Origin of the sequence: Enterobacter sp. DC1 (genome assembly GCF_000568075.1) — a bacterium.
Classification (GTDB): Bacteria; Pseudomonadota; Gammaproteobacteria; order Enterobacterales; family Enterobacteriaceae; genus Enterobacter; species Enterobacter asburiae.
Genome location: NZ_AZUA01000002.1, coordinates 86,834 through 102,512, shown reverse-complemented (window position 1 = coordinate 102,512; position 15,679 = coordinate 86,834). Strand labels below are relative to the sequence as shown.

16 protein-coding genes are annotated in these 15,679 nt (G+C 56.9%); 6 read left to right on the top strand and 10 right to left on the bottom strand.

The window, feature by feature from the left end; translation table 11 throughout:
• Positions 1 to 50 precede the first annotated feature (50 nt).
• On the top strand, positions 51 to 866 hold the full coding sequence (gene rlmA / locus P346_RS15215; protein ID WP_032658504.1) for a 23S rRNA (guanine(745)-N(1))-methyltransferase: 816 nt from the start codon (positions 51 to 53) through the stop codon (positions 864 to 866).
• Here rlmA and mntP read toward each other — a convergent pair.
• From mntP to manX, 5 genes are all read right to left on the bottom strand, one after another.
• Positions 863 to 1,429, bottom strand: coding sequence for a manganese efflux pump MntP (mntP, locus tag P346_RS15220; RefSeq protein WP_032659523.1), 567 nt, complete (start codon positions 1,427 to 1,429; stop codon positions 863 to 865). The two genes, rlmA and mntP, sit on opposite strands and share 4 nt — an antisense overlap.
• A 398-nt stretch (positions 1,430 to 1,827) precedes the next feature.
• On the bottom strand, positions 1,828 to 2,286 hold the full coding sequence (locus tag P346_RS15225; protein WP_032658502.1) for a DUF986 family protein: 459 nt from the start codon (positions 2,284 to 2,286) through the stop codon (positions 1,828 to 1,830).
• 55 nt (positions 2,287 to 2,341) lie between these two features.
• The gene (locus P346_RS15230; RefSeq protein ID WP_006810994.1) at positions 2,342 to 3,193 is read right to left on the bottom strand and encodes a PTS mannose transporter subunit IID; all 852 of its coding nucleotides are present in this window, start codon (positions 3,191 to 3,193) and stop codon (positions 2,342 to 2,344) included.
• Between the two features lie 12 nt (positions 3,194 to 3,205).
• Entirely contained in the window at positions 3,206 to 4,006 is an 801-nt protein-coding gene (manY, locus tag P346_RS15235) for a PTS mannose transporter subunit IIC (RefSeq protein WP_008500490.1), read from the bottom strand.
• Positions 4,007 to 4,052: 46 nt separating this feature from the next.
• Complete coding sequence (gene manX, locus P346_RS15240) at positions 4,053 to 5,018, bottom strand: PTS mannose transporter subunit IIAB (RefSeq protein WP_032658500.1); 966 nt, start codon at positions 5,016 to 5,018, stop codon at positions 4,053 to 4,055.
• A gap of 266 nt (positions 5,019 to 5,284) precedes the next feature.
• Here manX and P346_RS23715 point away from each other — a divergent pair, with 266 nt between their 5' ends.
• Both P346_RS23715 and yoaE read left to right on the top strand, forming a co-directional pair.
• Positions 5,285 to 5,494, top strand: coding sequence for a protein YoaL (locus tag P346_RS23715; protein ID WP_071995959.1), 210 nt, complete (start codon positions 5,285 to 5,287; stop codon positions 5,492 to 5,494).
• Positions 5,482 to 7,041: a CNNM family cation transport protein YoaE gene (gene yoaE, locus P346_RS15245; protein ID WP_032658497.1), complete on the top strand. Its 1,560-nt coding sequence runs from the start codon at positions 5,482 to 5,484 to the stop codon at positions 7,039 to 7,041. The genes P346_RS23715 and yoaE overlap by 13 nt, the downstream gene beginning before the upstream one ends.
• Before the next feature lie 6 nt (positions 7,042 to 7,047).
• Here yoaE and P346_RS15250 read toward each other — a convergent pair whose 3' ends face one another.
• The 4 genes from P346_RS15250 to pabB all read right to left on the bottom strand — a co-directional run bounded on the left by P346_RS15250 (position 7,048) and on the right by pabB (position 12,236).
• A complete protein-coding gene (locus P346_RS15250; protein ID WP_032658495.1) occupies positions 7,048 to 8,646 on the bottom strand; it encodes an EAL domain-containing protein in 1,599 nt (532 codons plus the stop codon).
• A 130-nt stretch (positions 8,647 to 8,776) separates the two neighbouring features.
• A complete protein-coding gene (sdaA, locus tag P346_RS15255; protein ID WP_023312197.1) occupies positions 8,777 to 10,141 on the bottom strand; it encodes an L-serine ammonia-lyase in 1,365 nt (454 codons plus the stop codon).
• Between the two features lie 184 nt (positions 10,142 to 10,325).
• Positions 10,326 to 10,904, bottom strand: a complete 579-nt coding sequence (locus P346_RS15260; RefSeq protein ID WP_023312196.1) for a CoA pyrophosphatase — start codon at positions 10,902 to 10,904, stop codon at positions 10,326 to 10,328.
• Positions 10,905 to 10,910: 6 nt separating this feature from the next.
• Positions 10,911 to 12,236, bottom strand: coding sequence for an aminodeoxychorismate synthase component 1 (gene pabB / locus P346_RS15265; protein WP_032658492.1), 1,326 nt, complete (start codon positions 12,234 to 12,236; stop codon positions 10,911 to 10,913).
• A 61-nt stretch (positions 12,237 to 12,297) separates the two neighbouring features.
• On the opposite strand from pabB, the gene P346_RS15270 reads away from it, so the two are divergent.
• The gene (locus P346_RS15270) at positions 12,298 to 12,489 is read left to right on the top strand and encodes a YoaH family protein (RefSeq protein WP_032658489.1); all 192 of its coding nucleotides are present in this window, start codon (positions 12,298 to 12,300) and stop codon (positions 12,487 to 12,489) included.
• Positions 12,490 to 12,495: 6 nt separating this feature from the next.
• Here the strand turns inward: P346_RS15270 and P346_RS15275 are convergent, their stop codons facing one another.
• Positions 12,496 to 12,840 carry a RidA family protein gene (locus P346_RS15275; RefSeq protein ID WP_008500498.1) on the bottom strand — a complete coding sequence of 115 codons (345 nt, stop codon included), beginning with the start codon at positions 12,838 to 12,840 and terminating at the stop codon, positions 12,496 to 12,498.
• Positions 12,841 to 12,973: 133 nt separating this feature from the next.
• Between P346_RS15275 and P346_RS15280 the strand changes: the two genes are divergently transcribed.
• Both P346_RS15280 and tsaB read left to right on the top strand, forming a co-directional pair.
• Entirely contained in the window at positions 12,974 to 14,884 is a 1,911-nt protein-coding gene (locus P346_RS15280) for an ATP-dependent DNA helicase (protein WP_032658487.1), read from the top strand.
• A gap of 66 nt (positions 14,885 to 14,950) precedes the next feature.
• The gene (gene tsaB / locus P346_RS15285) at positions 14,951 to 15,646 is read left to right on the top strand and encodes a tRNA (adenosine(37)-N6)-threonylcarbamoyltransferase complex dimerization subunit type 1 TsaB (RefSeq protein WP_032658484.1); all 696 of its coding nucleotides are present in this window, start codon (positions 14,951 to 14,953) and stop codon (positions 15,644 to 15,646) included.
• Positions 15,647 to 15,679: the final 33 nt, after the last annotated feature.

The following is a 15,679-nucleotide window of genomic DNA, read 5'->3' as shown; positions in this document are numbered from 1 at the left end:
CAGGGCGAATAGCGGTACACTTCGCCCTTTGATTATGCTCCGGAGTCACCATGTCCTTCAGCTGTCCCCTTTGCCACGCCACCCTGACGCGCTCAGATAAAAGTTATACCTGTCCGCAGGGGCATCAGTTTGATATGGCAAAAGAAGGCTACGTGAATCTTCTGCCCGTGCAGCATAAGCGCTCCCGCGATCCAGGCGACAGTGCAGAGATGATGCAGGCGCGTCGTGCGTTTCTGGATGCCGGGCACTATCTGCCGCTGCGGGAGACCGTCGCGCAGATGCTGAATGACATCCTGCCGGGTTCAGCCACCGCCATGCTCGATATCGGCTGCGGAGAAGGGTACTACACCGCACGCTTTGCCGGGATTGCCCGTGAGAAGGGCGCGCTGACATTCGGTCTGGACGTGTCGAAAGTGGCCATTCGCGCGGCGGCAAAGCGTTACGCGGACGTGACGTTCTGCGTGGCATCCAGCCACCGGCTGCCGTTTGACGATGCGAGCATGGACGCTGTTATCCGCATTTACGCGCCCTGCAAGGCGGAAGAGCTGGCTCGCGTGGTGAAGCCGGGCGGATGGGTCGTCACCGTGACGCCGGGCCCGCGTCATCTGATGGAGCTGAAAGGGCTGATCTACGACGAAGTGCGTCTGCATGCCCCTCATTCTGAACAGCTGGCCGGTTTTAGCCTGAAGCAGGAGCAAAGCGTAGCGTATGAAATGACGCTGAAAGGGGAAGAGGCTACCGCGTTGCTGCAGATGACGCCGTTCGCGTGGCGGGCAAAACCGGAAGTATGGGAAGCGCTAGCAGCACACTCAACATTTCGCTGCCAGACGGATTTCAGTATCCACGTCTGGCAGCGCGAAGATTAACCGGCGAAGTGTGCCCAGAGGATCTGGGCACCAATGCCAATCAGCACAATTCCTCCCAGGATCTCGGCGCGTTTACCCAGCAGCGGGCCGATAAACCGTCCGACCATCATGCCCAGCGTGGACATAATCAGCGTTGCGCAGCCGATGGCCAGCGCGGTGGCGATAATATTGACCTGCAGGAATGCCAGACCGACCCCGACGGCCATCGCATCAAGGCTGGTGGCAATGGCCGTGGTGACCAGCAGCCAGAACCCGTGGCGGTGCTGCGGCTCCTCTTCTTCATCATCACCGCCGCGAAAACCTTCAATTACCATTCGGCCACCGAGAAACACCAGCAGTACGAAGGCAATCCAGTGGTTCCACTCCAGCACGAACTGGCTGGCGAGCATGCCAAGACCCCAGCCGATAAGCGGCGTCAGCGTTTCGATAGCACCAAAAATGAGGCCGGTACGCAGGGCTTCGGAGAACTTAGGTTTGTGGAGCGTGGCGCCTTTTCCGATGGATGCAGCAAATGCGTCCATGGACATGCCAAAAGCGAGGAGGATCGTAGCGGAGATATTCATAACAGCGTCCAGACCGGGGATATCCATATGACACATCACTGCCCCCAGTAAACAGCAGTTGATGTATCTATGGTCTCGCCTGATCGCGCCGCACATAAGATGTGCTGTCAGCGATCCGTACGCGCCACGTTTTTCAACGAGTATGTTGACACGTACATTTCCTGCGAACAGGAAATCGGCTACTCCCCAACGACGGGCGCAACCTTAACATATTTTGAGAATATAAAACAACAACGAAGAGGCATTATTTAAAATGCTTGGTGATAACGATTTTCATTTGTCTTTAAGCGTGAAAATATCGTTAACAAATAGAGAACAAATTAACGAAGTGGATATAGCTTAGGCTATATTTCTTGCGCAAGATAAACACAGAATATAGCCATTGCTATATATTTAAATCATTGAGTTTTAACGAGTAACTTGTAGAACTTTTCCAGGTCGTCAATATTCTTCACACGAATAAGCAGGCGGCGTTGTTCTAATTGCATCACCAGCACACCGTCTTCGGATAAATTCATCTCTTTAATACGGTTATATTCTATCCACACATTGGCGAAGAAAAAGCCGCGGGATTTAAAAATGATTTTCGGCGTACGGATCCAGAACAGATAAACTGCCATTAATGCCAGCGCACATAATAACCATGTGGTTAATATTGCACCATGACTGGTGACGTTATTGTAAATAAGAATAACGATGAGACCCGCGAAGATAAATGCATCCACGCGCCCGCGTCGCAGAAGGGGAAGGGAGAGCAGCGTCTCGCCGTGACGGCGGGGCATGATGAACTCGTCATAGATCGCGTAAGCCAGAAGGGCAGCAATAAATAAAACCAGTACGATGTCCGTGACAGTCATTCATCCTCCAGATAAAAAAAACCGGGGGCAAGCCCCCGGCCCATAGCATTAAAACTTACAGACCCAGCAGGCCGACAGCGTAGCCCGCGATGCCGATGACGAAGAAGCCAACGATAATCCACAGCGGGTTCACTTTCTTACGCAGCAGCCACATGCAGGCAAAGGTCAACAGCAGCGGTACCAGGCCAGGCATCAGCTGGTCCAGAATCGTCTGCACGGTGGTGACGCGGGTCTGACCATCCTGACCGGTGATGGTCGATACCACCAGCGGGATGTTCACGTGCGTCCACTTGTTAACCAGCGCCCCCATGACAAACAGGCCGAGGATTGACGCCCCCTCAGTCAGTTTCTGCAGGAAGCCGCCGCCCATGTCCTTAACGATGTCCACCCCTTTACGGTAGCCGTAGGCCACACCGTAGTAACGGGTCAGCAGACGCACGGCGTTGAACAGGATGAAGAACAGCAGCGGGCCAAGCAGGCTGCCGCTCATCGCGATACCGGCACCCAGCGCCGCGAAGACCGGACGTACGGTCCCCCAGAAGATAGGGTCACCGACACCGGCCAGCGGGCCCATCAGGCCGACTTTGATACCGTTGATGGCACCATCGTCAATCTCTGCGCCGTTCGCACGCTGTTCTTCCATCGCCAGCGTTACGCCGAGAACCGGAGCCGCTACGTAAGGATGGGTGTTAAAGAATTCCAGGTGACGCTTGATCGCCTGACGGCGCGCCTCGTTGTTTTCCGGGTAAAGGCGTTTGATCGCCGGTACCATGGAGAAGCAGAAGCCCAGCGCCTGCATACGTTCGAAGTTCCATGAACCCTGAAACAGGTTAGAACGGATGAACACGCCACGAATATCACCCGGAGTGAGTTTTTTCTCGGTGGTAGTTTTTGTCATATCAACCATTTCGCTCACCTGTTAGTCCAGTTCGTTATCGAGATCGTTGTTACCAGCAGCCTGCGCTGGGGCACCCGCGACGCGGTTGTATTTCGGGCTGAGCTGGATGTAGAGAATCGCCATCACCGCACCAATCACGCCCAGTGCAACCAGGTTGAAGTTGGTGAAGGCAGCGGTCACGAAGCCGAGGTAGAAGAATGGCATCAGGTAGCCCGCGCGCATCATGTTGATGACCATCGCATAACCGACGACCACGATCATACCGCCCGCGATGTTCAGACCGCCGGTGACCACTTCTGGAATGGCGTTCAGCATGCTCTGGACTTCACTGGTACCGACGGAGATCGCCACGATAACCGCCGGGATCGCGATACGCATCGCCTGCAGGAACAGGGATGAAACGTGGATCCACGACAGTGCCGTGAGGTTGCCGTTTTCGGCCGCCTTATCCGCCGCGTGCTGGAAGGCAACGGTGATAGTACGAACGATGATGGTCAGAACCTGGCCTGCTGCTGCCAGCGGGATCGCCAGGGCGATACCGGCACCAATACTCTGGTGACCAGCAATAACCAGAACGGTCGAAATGATAGAGGCCAGCGCGGCATCGGGCGCAACCGCCGCGCCGATGTTCATCCAGCCCAGGGCGATCATTTCCAGGGTACCACCGATGATGATACCGGTTTTCATGTCACCCAAAACGGCCCCAATCAGCGTACAGGCCACCAGAGGGCGGTGGAACTGAAATTCATCAAGTACGGATTCCATACCCGCAATACATGCGACGACGAACACCAGCACAATCTGAAGAGTGGTAATCTCCATTGCACTTCTCCTATTACATAAGCTTTATATGAGAACCGGCGCGGGCTTATTTCCCAACTTTGCCGATCAAATCCATCATTTTCAGTTTTTGATCCGTGGAAACCTTACGGGCTTCCAGTTCAATACCGCGCGCATTCAGCTTGTTGAATGCCTCGATATCTTTCGCATCGACTGAAATGGCGTTGTTGACCTGCGTTTTGCCCTGACGGAATGCCATACCACCAATGTTCACGGAGGTGATTTTCACGCCGCCTTCAACAATGCGCTCAACGTCTGTCGGGTTAGTGAACAGGAGCATCACGCGTTCACCCGCATATTTCGGGTTGTTGTACACGCGGATCATCTTGGCGACATCCACGACGTGCGCGGTAACGCCAGGAGGAGCAACCTGAGTCAGAAGGGTTTTACGAACGGTATCGGCGGCAACTTCGTCGCTGACCACGATAATACGTCGAACGTTGGTCTCTTTGGTCCAGCGCGTGGCGACCTGGCCGTGGATTAAGCGGTCATCAATACGCGCCAGGCCGATGACCATGTAATCGTTCGGGCCCATCGGTTTTGCCGGTGCTGCCGCTTTTGGTGCCGCTGCAGGAGCAGGGGCAGGTTTTTCAACCGGCTGCGCCTTCAGGGCTTTTACCCCTTCGCGACCGGTTTCAACGGCCAGCGCCACCAGCTCATCGAACGCCGGATTGTCGTCGCGAGCCATGAAGGTTTCCACCAGCATCGGAATATTAACCCCGGCGACAACTTCATAGTGCTCTTTATCGACGACAATGCGGCTGGCGGCATTGAACGGGCTGCCGCCCCATGTATCAACGAGAAACAGCACGCCTTTGCTGGTATCCAGCTTCGCGAGTTGAGCGTTGTACTTCTCTATCAGCGTCTCGGCGTTTTCACCGGGAACGAAATCGATCCAGCCGACGTTTTCCTGCTCGCCCAACAGCATCTCTGCCGTTTTGAGTAGCTGCTCAGCAGCCCAACCATGTGTGCCTATGACAATAGCAATGGTCACTTGCTACCTCCTTTTATTATCATTAATACGCCTGCCAGGCAGCCGTACTGAGAATCGTATTGGCGAACCGAATCGATTCAGATAAGGGTTAGAGTTCAAAAAAACTAAGACTTCCGCGAATTATTTTAGATAGTGAAAAAATAATTTATGTGATGAAGATCCGTAATTTAGCCACGCGTTACAGATTTATCTGTAGCGTAAAGCCGCTGTGTTACAGAACTTTGCAAAGGAACGTAAATCTTTGCTAAAAACACAGTGTCTCTGATATGTTTAGCCTCCGTTTAATAGTTCAGGAGTATAGGGCTACAGCCCACTATATGGACCGTCACCGACGTCAGTCATCTGTCAGGCCACTTCGCGCCTTATTCACCGGCGATCCTCGCCACGTATCGACTCTGTTTGCCTCTGTTTTGCCCACGTTGAGTGGGGCACCGTTTCGTCATTCCTTTAGCAGGAGCTTGTCATGGAATTCTTAATGGACCCGTCAATCTGGGTGGGATTGCTCACGCTGGTGGTGCTGGAGATTGTTCTCGGCATTGATAACCTGGTGTTTATCGCCATCCTTGCGGACAAACTGCCGCCAAAACAGCGTGATAAAGCGCGTCTGATTGGTCTCTCGCTGGCGCTGGTTATGCGACTGGGGCTGCTCTCCGTCATCTCCTGGATGGTCACGCTGACCAAACCGCTGTTCTCCGTCATGGACTACACCTTCTCCGGGCGTGATTTAATCATGCTGATCGGGGGGATATTCCTGCTTTTCAAAGCGACGACGGAGCTACACGAGCGGCTGGAAAACCGTCAGCACGATGATGGGCACGGTAAAGGCTATGCCAGCTTCTGGGTGGTGGTGCTGCAGATCGTGGTGCTTGATGCGGTCTTCTCGCTGGATGCGGTGATCACAGCGGTCGGCATGGTGAATCATCTGCCGGTAATGATGGCGGCTGTCGTCATTGCGATGGCGGTCATGCTGCTGGCCTCGAAGCCGCTGACGCGCTTCGTCAACCAGCATCCGACGGTGGTCGTGCTGTGTCTGAGCTTCCTGCTGATGATTGGCCTGAGCCTGGTGGCGGAAGGTTTTGGCTTCCATATTCCGAAAGGCTACCTGTACGCCGCGATTGGCTTCTCGATCCTGATCGAACTGTTCAACCAGATTGCGCGCCGTAACTTTATTAAGCAGCAGTCGAATCAGCCGCTGCGCGCCCGTACCGCAGATGCCATTCTGCGCCTGATGGGCGGTCGTCGTCAGGTGAACGTTCAGTCTGATTCCGAAAACCATAACCCGGTTCCGGTCCCGGAAGGGGCGTTTGTGGAACAAGAGCGCTACATGATCAACGGCGTGCTCTCCCTGGCCTCCCGTTCGCTGCGCGGCATCATGACGCCGCGCGGGGAAATCAGCTGGGTTGATGCAAACCTGAGCGTGGATGAAATTCGCCAGCAGCTGCTCTCTTCTCCGCACAGCCTGTTCCCGGTGTGTCGCGGAGAGCTGGATGAGATCATCGGCGTCGTGCGGGCGAAAGAGATGCTGGTGGCCCTGGAAGAGGGCGTTAACGTGGAAGCCGTTGCCGCCGCGTCGCCTGCAATTGTCGTGCCGGAAACGCTGGATCCTATCAACCTGCTCGGGGTGCTGCGTCGCGCTCGCGGTAGCTTTGTTATCGTCACCAACGAGTTTGGCGTGGTGCAGGGGCTGGTTACGCCGCTGGACGTGCTGGAAGCGATTGCCGGTGAATTCCCGGATGCCGACGAAACGCCAGAGATCGTTGCCGACGGTGAAGGCTGGCTGGTTAAAGGTACCACCGACCTGCACGCGCTCTCGCACACGCTGGGGCTGGAAAACGTGATCAACGATGAAGAAGACATCGCGACCGTTGCCGGTCTGGTTATCGCTGTTAACGGGCAAATCCCGCGCGTCGGAGATGTGATCGAGCTGGGGCCGCTGCACATTACGATCGTTGAAGCCAACGACTATCGGGTTGATATGGTTCGCATTGTTAAAGAACAATCTGCCCACGACGAAGATGAGTAAGCCGGCTTAGCGCAGCGGCATTAACGGCACGATGTGCCCGTTATGATGCGCTGGCGGGGATGAACTTCCCGCCAGCCACTTCGGAAAATCCCGCAGCGGCATCGGCCGCGCATAGAAAAAACCCTGCAGGACAGGCACGCCATGACGGCGCAAGTAGCGCGCCTGCTCCTCCGTCTCGACCCCTTCAGCCACCAGTTCAATATTCAGCCGCTGACCCAGCGCAATAATCATATCCGTCACCGTCGAGTTCACGGCGTCGGTACCGATGGCGGTGGTAAACGACTGGTCGATTTTCAGCACGTCCGGGTGCAGCTTTTCAAGCCAGGAGAGGGAGCTGTTCCCGGTACCAAAATCGTCGATGGCGAGCTTCACCCCTTTGCGATGCAGTTCCCGCACGATGCGATAATCCGCATCCAGCAGCGCATCCCGTTCAGTGAGTTCAATCACCAGCTGCTGGAGCGGACTGGCGCTGAACCAGAGGCGGTTCAGGTCCTGTATTAACACCGCGTGGCGGAAATGGCTGGCAGCGACGTTAATACCGATGTGAAAACCGGCGCTGGAAGGGAAGTAGCCTATCTGGCGCACCGTTTCGGCGATGACATAGCGGGTCAGGGGGACAATCTGGTTATGCTCTTCTGCCAGAGGGATAAACACCTCCGGGGTGATCCAACCCTGACGGGGATTATTCCAGCGCAGCAGGATCTCCACGCCGGTGCACGCCTGGGTACGGGCATTCACCAGCGGCTGGCAGAAAAGCTCAAATTCCCGCCCCGCAATGCCCATATCGATCTCCCACGTAAAGCTCATCCGGTTTGCCGTTGCCAGCCAGGCGAGATAGCCCAGCAGCAGGCTGAGCATCAGCCCCAGCGGCAGCTGGGCTGGCAGGCTTTTTAAGGCTAACTCTCCAGGACCTGGCCCGCTGACCGTAATGGTGAAAGGATTTCGGGTTGATGACTGCCGGAAAAGAGAGCCCTTTTCATCAAACGTCAGGCTGTCGCTGACGCGTTGTCCATAGCGCAAAAAGCGATCGCCTACGGTCAGCGCCACGTCATTAATAAGTGGGCGCTGGGGCTCGAGGATCATTTTGGCGATCAGGTCGATATTGATGATCTCGATAACGCCTGCTTCACCGTCCTGAGAGACGGGATACCACTGGATCAATATCGGACTACCCTTAAGCAGCCACTGGTCGCTCGATAAAATCAGCTTCGCCGTGCTGGAGGGTAATTCTTTCAGGAAGTCGCGAACGGGCACGTTGCGGCTGCCGAAAATACTCGAGCAGTACAGGATCCCGTCGTTAATCAGGGCGATGGAGCGTACCGTCTGCAAAATGGCGGCCTGCTTTCGCAGCGCCAGGTGCGCCTGCGGGCAGGGCTGCCCCACCAGGGGCTGAAGCACGCTGCGGCGGTTCTCTAAAGAAAGCAGGACGTTATCAAGGGCGCGAACGGTGTGGCTGGTAAAATCGAGGATCCGCTGTTGGTTAACATTGCGCTGTGAAATAAAGCGAATGCCTAACGTCAGGATGAGCGTGAGGAGCGCAACCGTGACACAGACGATAACGCGTTTTCGGCGATAGTTTTTAATGATCGTTTGTGCAGTTTGCATGAACGGTCGCCTGATAAGCCTCCAGCCACAAAAGCCGGACGCAACAGTAAAAGTGTAGTGGGGAAAGCAGAAGGAGACGAGAAAGAAGAGGGAAATTCGCCCATCCGTTGCAGATGGGCGAAAGGCAGTATTAGTCGCACTGCACCTTAATGGCCAGGCCACCGCGGGACGTCTCGCGGTATTTCGCGTTCATGTCCTTGCCGGTTTCGTACATGGTTTCAATCACCTTATCCAGCGATACGCGAGGTTCGCTGGTACGGCGCATCGCCATACGTGAGGCGTTGATGGCTTTCACCGAGGCAATCGCGTTACGCTCAATGCACGGCACCTGCACCTGGCCCGCGACCGGGTCACAGGTCAGACCGAGGTTATGTTCCATACCGATTTCCGCCGCCACGCAGACCTGCTCTGGGCTTGCGCCCAGCAGCTCTGCCAGACCGGCCGCCGCCATGGAGCAGGCAACGCCCACTTCACCCTGACAGCCCACTTCCGCGCCGGAAATGGAGGCGTTCATTTTGTACAGCGCACCGATGGCACCTGCCGCCAGGAAATAGCGGATGTAAATGTCCGGCGTCACGGGCTCAATAAAGTGATCGTAATACGCCAGCACTGCCGGAACGATACCGCAGGCACCGTTGGTTGGCGCCGTCACGACGCGGCCACCCGCGGCGTTCTCTTCGTTAACCGCCAGGGCAAACATGTTTACCCAGTCGACCACGTTCATCGGGTCATTGGAGAACTTGTCCGTGGTCACCAGCATACGGCGCAGGGCAGAGGCACGACGCGGTACGCGCAGTGGACCCGGCAGAACGCCTTCGGTGTTCATCCCGCGGTCGATACAGGCGCGCATGGTTTGCCAGACGTTCGCAAAATAGTCTTCAATCTCTTTTTTACTGTGCAGGGCCAGTTCGTTCTGCATCACCATGCCGGACAGTGAAAGACCGGTCTCTTTGCAGTAGCCCAGCATTTCGGTAGCCGATTTGAACGGGTACGGTACGCTGACGTCGCCGACGCTGTCTTTGCCAAAATGCTCTTCATCCACGATGAAGCCACCGCCGATGGAGTAGTACGTTTTGCTGTAAATCTCTTTTTCACCGCTGTAAGCGTGAATGGTCATGCCGTTTTCGTGCAGCGGCAGGTTGTCGCTGCGAAAACGCATGCCGTCATCCTGCGGGAAATCGACTTCCTGCTGGCCGTTTGCCAGCAGCAGGCGGCCGCGTGTTTCCACGTCGCGGATGAATGCCGGGATGGCATCAATATCTACGGTATCCGGCATATTGCCTGCCAGACCCATAATAATGGCGATATCGGTGTGGTGGCCTTTACCCGTTAATGACAGCGAGCCGTAAACATCCACGGCGACACGGGTAACGCTTTCCAGTAATCCTTTTTCGACCAGATCATCGACGAACTGTTTACCGGCCTTCATCGGGCCAACAGTATGGGAAGACGAAGGGCCAATTCCCACTTTGAACATGTCGAATATACTAATCACTTTCACACTCCTGACAGGGTTACCGGGGTTCCAGTAACGATGTTATAACTGCGCATAGTGTAAGAGGGAACACCGACCTCGGCTTAACTATTCACATGAATTAAACTAATGGTTAACGATGGGTTTTGCTAATAGCGCGACGCGGATCGCAAACCTGCAAAAAAGGATGGAATGTAAAGTATAGTCAAGGTTTCAGGCCGATTTGCAGCGCAAGTTCGCGAATAATACCCGCCGTCATGCCCCAGACAAAATAATGCTGATACCAGGACAACCAGACCCGATGGTCATGCCCCCGTCGATGGATATCCAGCGGGTGATAACGACTTAGCCGGAGCGCCTCTTCAAGCGGCATTTCAAATACCGCAGACACCTCATCGACGCTGGCGTGATACTGCAGGCCGGGCGGGATAATGCCCACCACCGGCGTGACCTGAAAACCGGTAACGCTGTCGACGGGCGGCAGCACGCCGATAACTTCCACCGCCTCCGGCGGAATGGCCACCTCTTCCTGCGCTTCCCGCAGCGCGGCGGCAATCAGCGAGGCGTCGGAGCTGTCTACGGCCCCCCCCGGAAAGGCGACCTGACCCGCGTGCTTACGTAAATGGGGAGAACGCTGGGTGAGCAGCAGGCCCGGCTGCGCGCGACGCACGACCGGGATCAGCACGGCCGCTTGTCGCTGGTTCAGCGCTTCGCGGTTGACCTGCGGTCGTAATAGCTGAAAGCGAGATAAAAAATCGTCCAGCGTCAGGTTCTCTTTTTCCACCCGTGATTACTCCAGTTGTTTCAGGATACGGTTAACTTTATCAAAGGTTTCCTGATATTCCGCATCGACCTGGCTATCGGCAACAATGCCGCCCCCGGCCGAACAGTAAAGGTTTCCGTCGCAGGCGGTCAGCGTGCGAATGGTAATGCTGGTATCCATGGTGCCGCACAGGCTGATATAGCCGATGCTGCCGCACCAGGCGTTGCGGCGGTGCGGCTCCAGCTCATCAATAATCTCCATCGCCCGTACCTTTGGCGCGCCGGTGATGGAGCCGCCCGGGAACGCGGCGCGGAGCAGATCGCAGGCGGTGCGAGAGGCAGGGAGACGCGCGGTAATGGTACTGACCAGATGATGCACCGCCGGGAAAGGCTCGACGACAAACAGCTCCGGCACGCGCACGCTGCCCGGTTCGGCGACGCGGCCAATGTCGTTACGCATCAGATCGACAATCATCAGGTTTTCGGCGCGGTCTTTCGGCGAGGCGGCCAGCTTTTCCGCCTGCTGGCGATCGGCGTCGGGATCGGCAAGACGCGGCAGGGTGCCTTTAATCGGACGGGTTTGAATCGTGCCCTCGGCCAGATGAATAAAGCGCTCGGGAGACAGGCTCAGTATGGCCCCCTGTTCCAGACGGACAAACGCGCTGAACGGCGCCTTATTGCTGGCATTTAGGCGGGTAAACGCCTGCCACTCATCTCCCCGGTATGTCGCCTGGAAGCGCTGGGCGAGGTTAACCTGATAGCAGTCACCGCTTTGCAGATACGCCTGAACGCGCGCGAATTTTTCGGCATACTCCGCTGCGCTCATATTTGAGCTCCAGCCGGAGGTCAGCGTAAACGTCTGTGCCGGGGCAGGCTGCTGCGCCTCAAGCCACGCCAGACGCGCCTGCACGTCATGATGGCTCAGCAGGGAAAACGTTTTTTTCAGATGATCGACAATTAACGCCCAGTCATACAGCCCCACGGCCATGTCTGGCAGGGAAATATCAGCCTGCGCATGCTTCGGCAGCGTTTCGAAACGGCGTCCCAGATCGTAACCAAACAGGCCCAGCGCGCCTCCCTGAAAAGGGAGGTCCGGGTTCGGCGCGGCAGATAAGCCCAGCGCGCTAATGGCTTGCTGCAGCTGTTTCAGGGGATCGTCCGTTAACGACAGGTCATCGGTTGTCAGCGTCTTTAGCGGATCGGCCACCAGAATGTCGAAGCGGCTATAGGGATGGTCCGCATGGCCGGAATGCAGCAGCATCGCAAACGGAAGATGGCTCAGGCGGGCAAACCAGAATTCAGCGGCGTCTGCACGCCAGGGCAAGGTAATAACAGTGGGGAAGCGCATGTTCATGTGTGGCATACTACCGGGCAGCGTGAAATAATTAGCGCGAATAATTTAGCAGGAGTTGACGATGTTTGCAGGTTTACCTTCTCTGAGCCATGAACAGCAGCAGAAAGCGGTTGAGCGAATTCAGGAACTGATGTCCCAGGGGATGAGCAGCGGACAGGCGATTACCGTTGTCGCCGAGGAGATTCGCGCCAGTCATTCCGGCGAGCGGATCATGGCGCGTTTCGAAGATGAAGATGAAGAACCAGAAGAGTAATCGGACTTACACCGCCGCGATAATCTTGATCTCTACCTTATATTCCGGTTTCATCAGCGTGGCCTGTACGGTGCAGCGTACAGGCGCGTGACCCGCCACTACCCATGCATCCCAGGCTTTGTTCATCGCCGCGAAATCATCTTTGTTTGCCAGGAAAATCGTCGCATCCAGAATGCGGGATTTGTCGCTGCCCTGTTTTTCCAGCACCGCGTCAATCTGCGCCAGAGTGTTAGCCGTCTGCTCGAACGCATCCGCGTCCAGGTTAGCCGGTACGCCGGTGTAGTAAAGCGTCTGGTTATGGATCACCACATCAGACCAGCGGGCTTCGGCATCAATGCGCACAATTGTCATAAACGTTTCCTCGTTATTTTTCGTCGTCAGGCGGCAAGACTGCCATATTGTTCTCGTGTCGTCACTATTTGGGGTGGCACAGGAGAGGATGGGCTGACATAATCCCTGTGCAAAAATACAGTGAGAGAGCACCGTGGCAGACGATTTTTCCCCTGAAGGTCAATTAGCGCAGGCTATTCCCGGCTTCAAGCCCCGTGAGCCTCAGCGTCAGATGGCGCACGCCGTTGCACGCGCCATCGATAAGGCTCAGCCGCTGGTGGTCGAAGCCGGTACCGGCACGGGTAAAACGTATGCTTACCTTGCTCCGGCGCTGCGCGCGAAAAAGAAGGTGATTATTTCCACCGGTTCGAAGGCGCTGCAGGATCAGCTCTACAGCCGCGATTTGCCCACGGTGGCTAAGGCGCTGAAATACAAGGGGCGTTTGGCCTTGCTGAAGGGGCGCTCTAACTATCTCTGCCTGGAACGTCTTGAGCAGCAGGCGCTGGCGGGCGGCGACCTGCCGGTGCAAACCCTCAGCGACGTCATTATCCTTCGCGCCTGGGCGAACCAGACCGAGGAGGGCGATATCAGCACCTGCGCGAGCGTGCCGGAAGATTCCCCGGCCTGGCCGCTGGTGACCAGCACCAACGACAACTGCCTCGGCAGCGACTGTCCGCTGTACAAAGACTGCTTCGTGGTGAAAGCGCGCAAAACGGCGATGGACGCGGACGTGGTGGTGGTGAACCACCATCTGTTCCTCGCGGATATGGTCGTCAAGGACAGCGGCTTCGGCGAGCTGATCCCGGAGGCGGACGTGATGATCTTCGACGAAGCCCACCAGCTTCCGGACATCGCCAGCCAGTATTTCGGCCAGTCGCTTTCCAGCCGCCAGCTGCAGGATCTGGCGAAAGATTTCACCATCGCCTACCGGACCGAACTCAAAGATACCCAGCAGCTGCAGAAATGCGCCGACCGTCTGGCGCAAAGCGCGCAGGATTTCCGCTTGCAGCTCGGCGAGCCGGGCTATCGCGGTAACCTGCGCGAGCTTCTCGCGGACAAAAACATTCAGCGCGCGCTGCTGCTGCTCGATGATGCCCTGGAACTCTGCTACGACGTGGCAAAACTGTCCCTCGGCCGCTCCGCGCTGCTGGACGCGGCCTTCGAGCGCGCCACGCTCTATCGCGGGCGGCTCAAACGGCTGAAAGAGATTAACCAGCCGGGGTTCAGCTACTGGTATGAGTGCACCTCGCGGCACTTCACGCTGGCGCTCACGCCGCTGACGGTAGCGGATAAGTTTAAAGAGGTGATGGCGCAAAAACCGGGAAGCTGGATCTTCACCTCGGCAACCCTGTCGGTGAATGACGATCTGCATCACTTCACGGAACGTCTCGGCATTGAGGCGTCGGAATCCCTGCTCCTGCCCAGCCCGTTCGATTACGAAAAACAGGCGCTGCTCTGCGTGCCTCGTAATCTGCCTCTGCCGAACCAGCCGGGTGCGGCGCGCCATCTGGCCGCGATGTTAAAACCGATGATCGAGGCCAACAACGGCCGCTGCTTTATGCTCTGCACCTCTCACGCCATGATGCGTGACCTCGCCGAGCAGTTCCGCGCCACCATGACGCTGCCTGTGCTGCTGCAGGGCGAAACCAGCAAAGGCCAGCTGTTACAGCAGTTTGTCAGCGCCGGGAATGCCCTGCTGGTGGCTACCAGCAGCTTCTGGGAAGGGGTGGACGTGCGGGGCGATACGCTCTCGCTGGTGATCATTGATAAGCTGCCGTTTACCTCCCCGGACGACCCGCTGCTGAAGGCGCGCATGGAAGACTGCCGCCTGCGCGGGGGCGATCCTTTCGATGAGGTACAGCTGCCGGACGCGGTGATTACGCTCAAGCAGGGGGTAGGGCGATTGATCCGCGACGTTACCGATCGCGGGGTGCTGGTCATTTGCGATAACCGGCTGGTGATGCGCCCTTACGGGGCAACCTTCCTCGCCAGCCTTCCGCCCGCGCCGCGTACGCGGGATATAAAACGCGCGGTGCGTTTCCTGGCAAACCCAACGGCGGAGTAATTTACCCCGGAGTGTGCTAAGATGCGCGCCATTTTGTGACTGACCCTTGCGAGAGCGCGACGACTGATGCGAATTCTGGCTATTGATACTGCGACAGAGGCTTGCTCTGTCGCTCTGTTGAACGACGGTGCTGTTTCTGCCCATTTCGAAGAGTGCCCACGGGAACACACCCAACGCATTCTGCCCCTGGTAAAAGCCATTTTAACCCAGGGCAACACCTCCTTAACCGACCTCGACGCGCTGGCCTTTGGCCGTGGCCCCGGCAGCTTTACGGGCGTACGTATCGGGATCGGCATTGCGCAGGGGCTGGCGCTGGGCGCCGAACTGCCGATGATCGGCGTCTCTACCCTTGCCACCATGGCGCAGGGCGCATGGCGCATGACCGGGGCAACGCGCGTCCTGGCCGCGATTGATGCCCGCATGGGCGAAGTTTACTGGGCCGAATACACCCGCGACGAGCACGGCGTATGGCACGGTGAAGAGACGGAAGCCGTGCTTAAGCCGGAAGCGGTCACTGAGCGGCTGCAACAGCTCTCCGGCGAGTGGGCAACCGTCGGCACCGGCTGGCCGGCGTGGCCTGACATGGCAAACGACACCGGGGTGACGCTGGTGGACGGCAACATGCTGCTGCCGGCTGCGGAAGATATGCTTCCGATTGCCTCCCAGCTGCTCGCAGCAGGAAAAACCGTTGCCGTTGAACACGCGGAGCCGGTTTATTTGCGAAACACCGTTGCGTGGAAGAAACTTCCGGGCCGCGAGTGAATCTCAGTAACAGGAACTGAGAAAAAGGAGTCG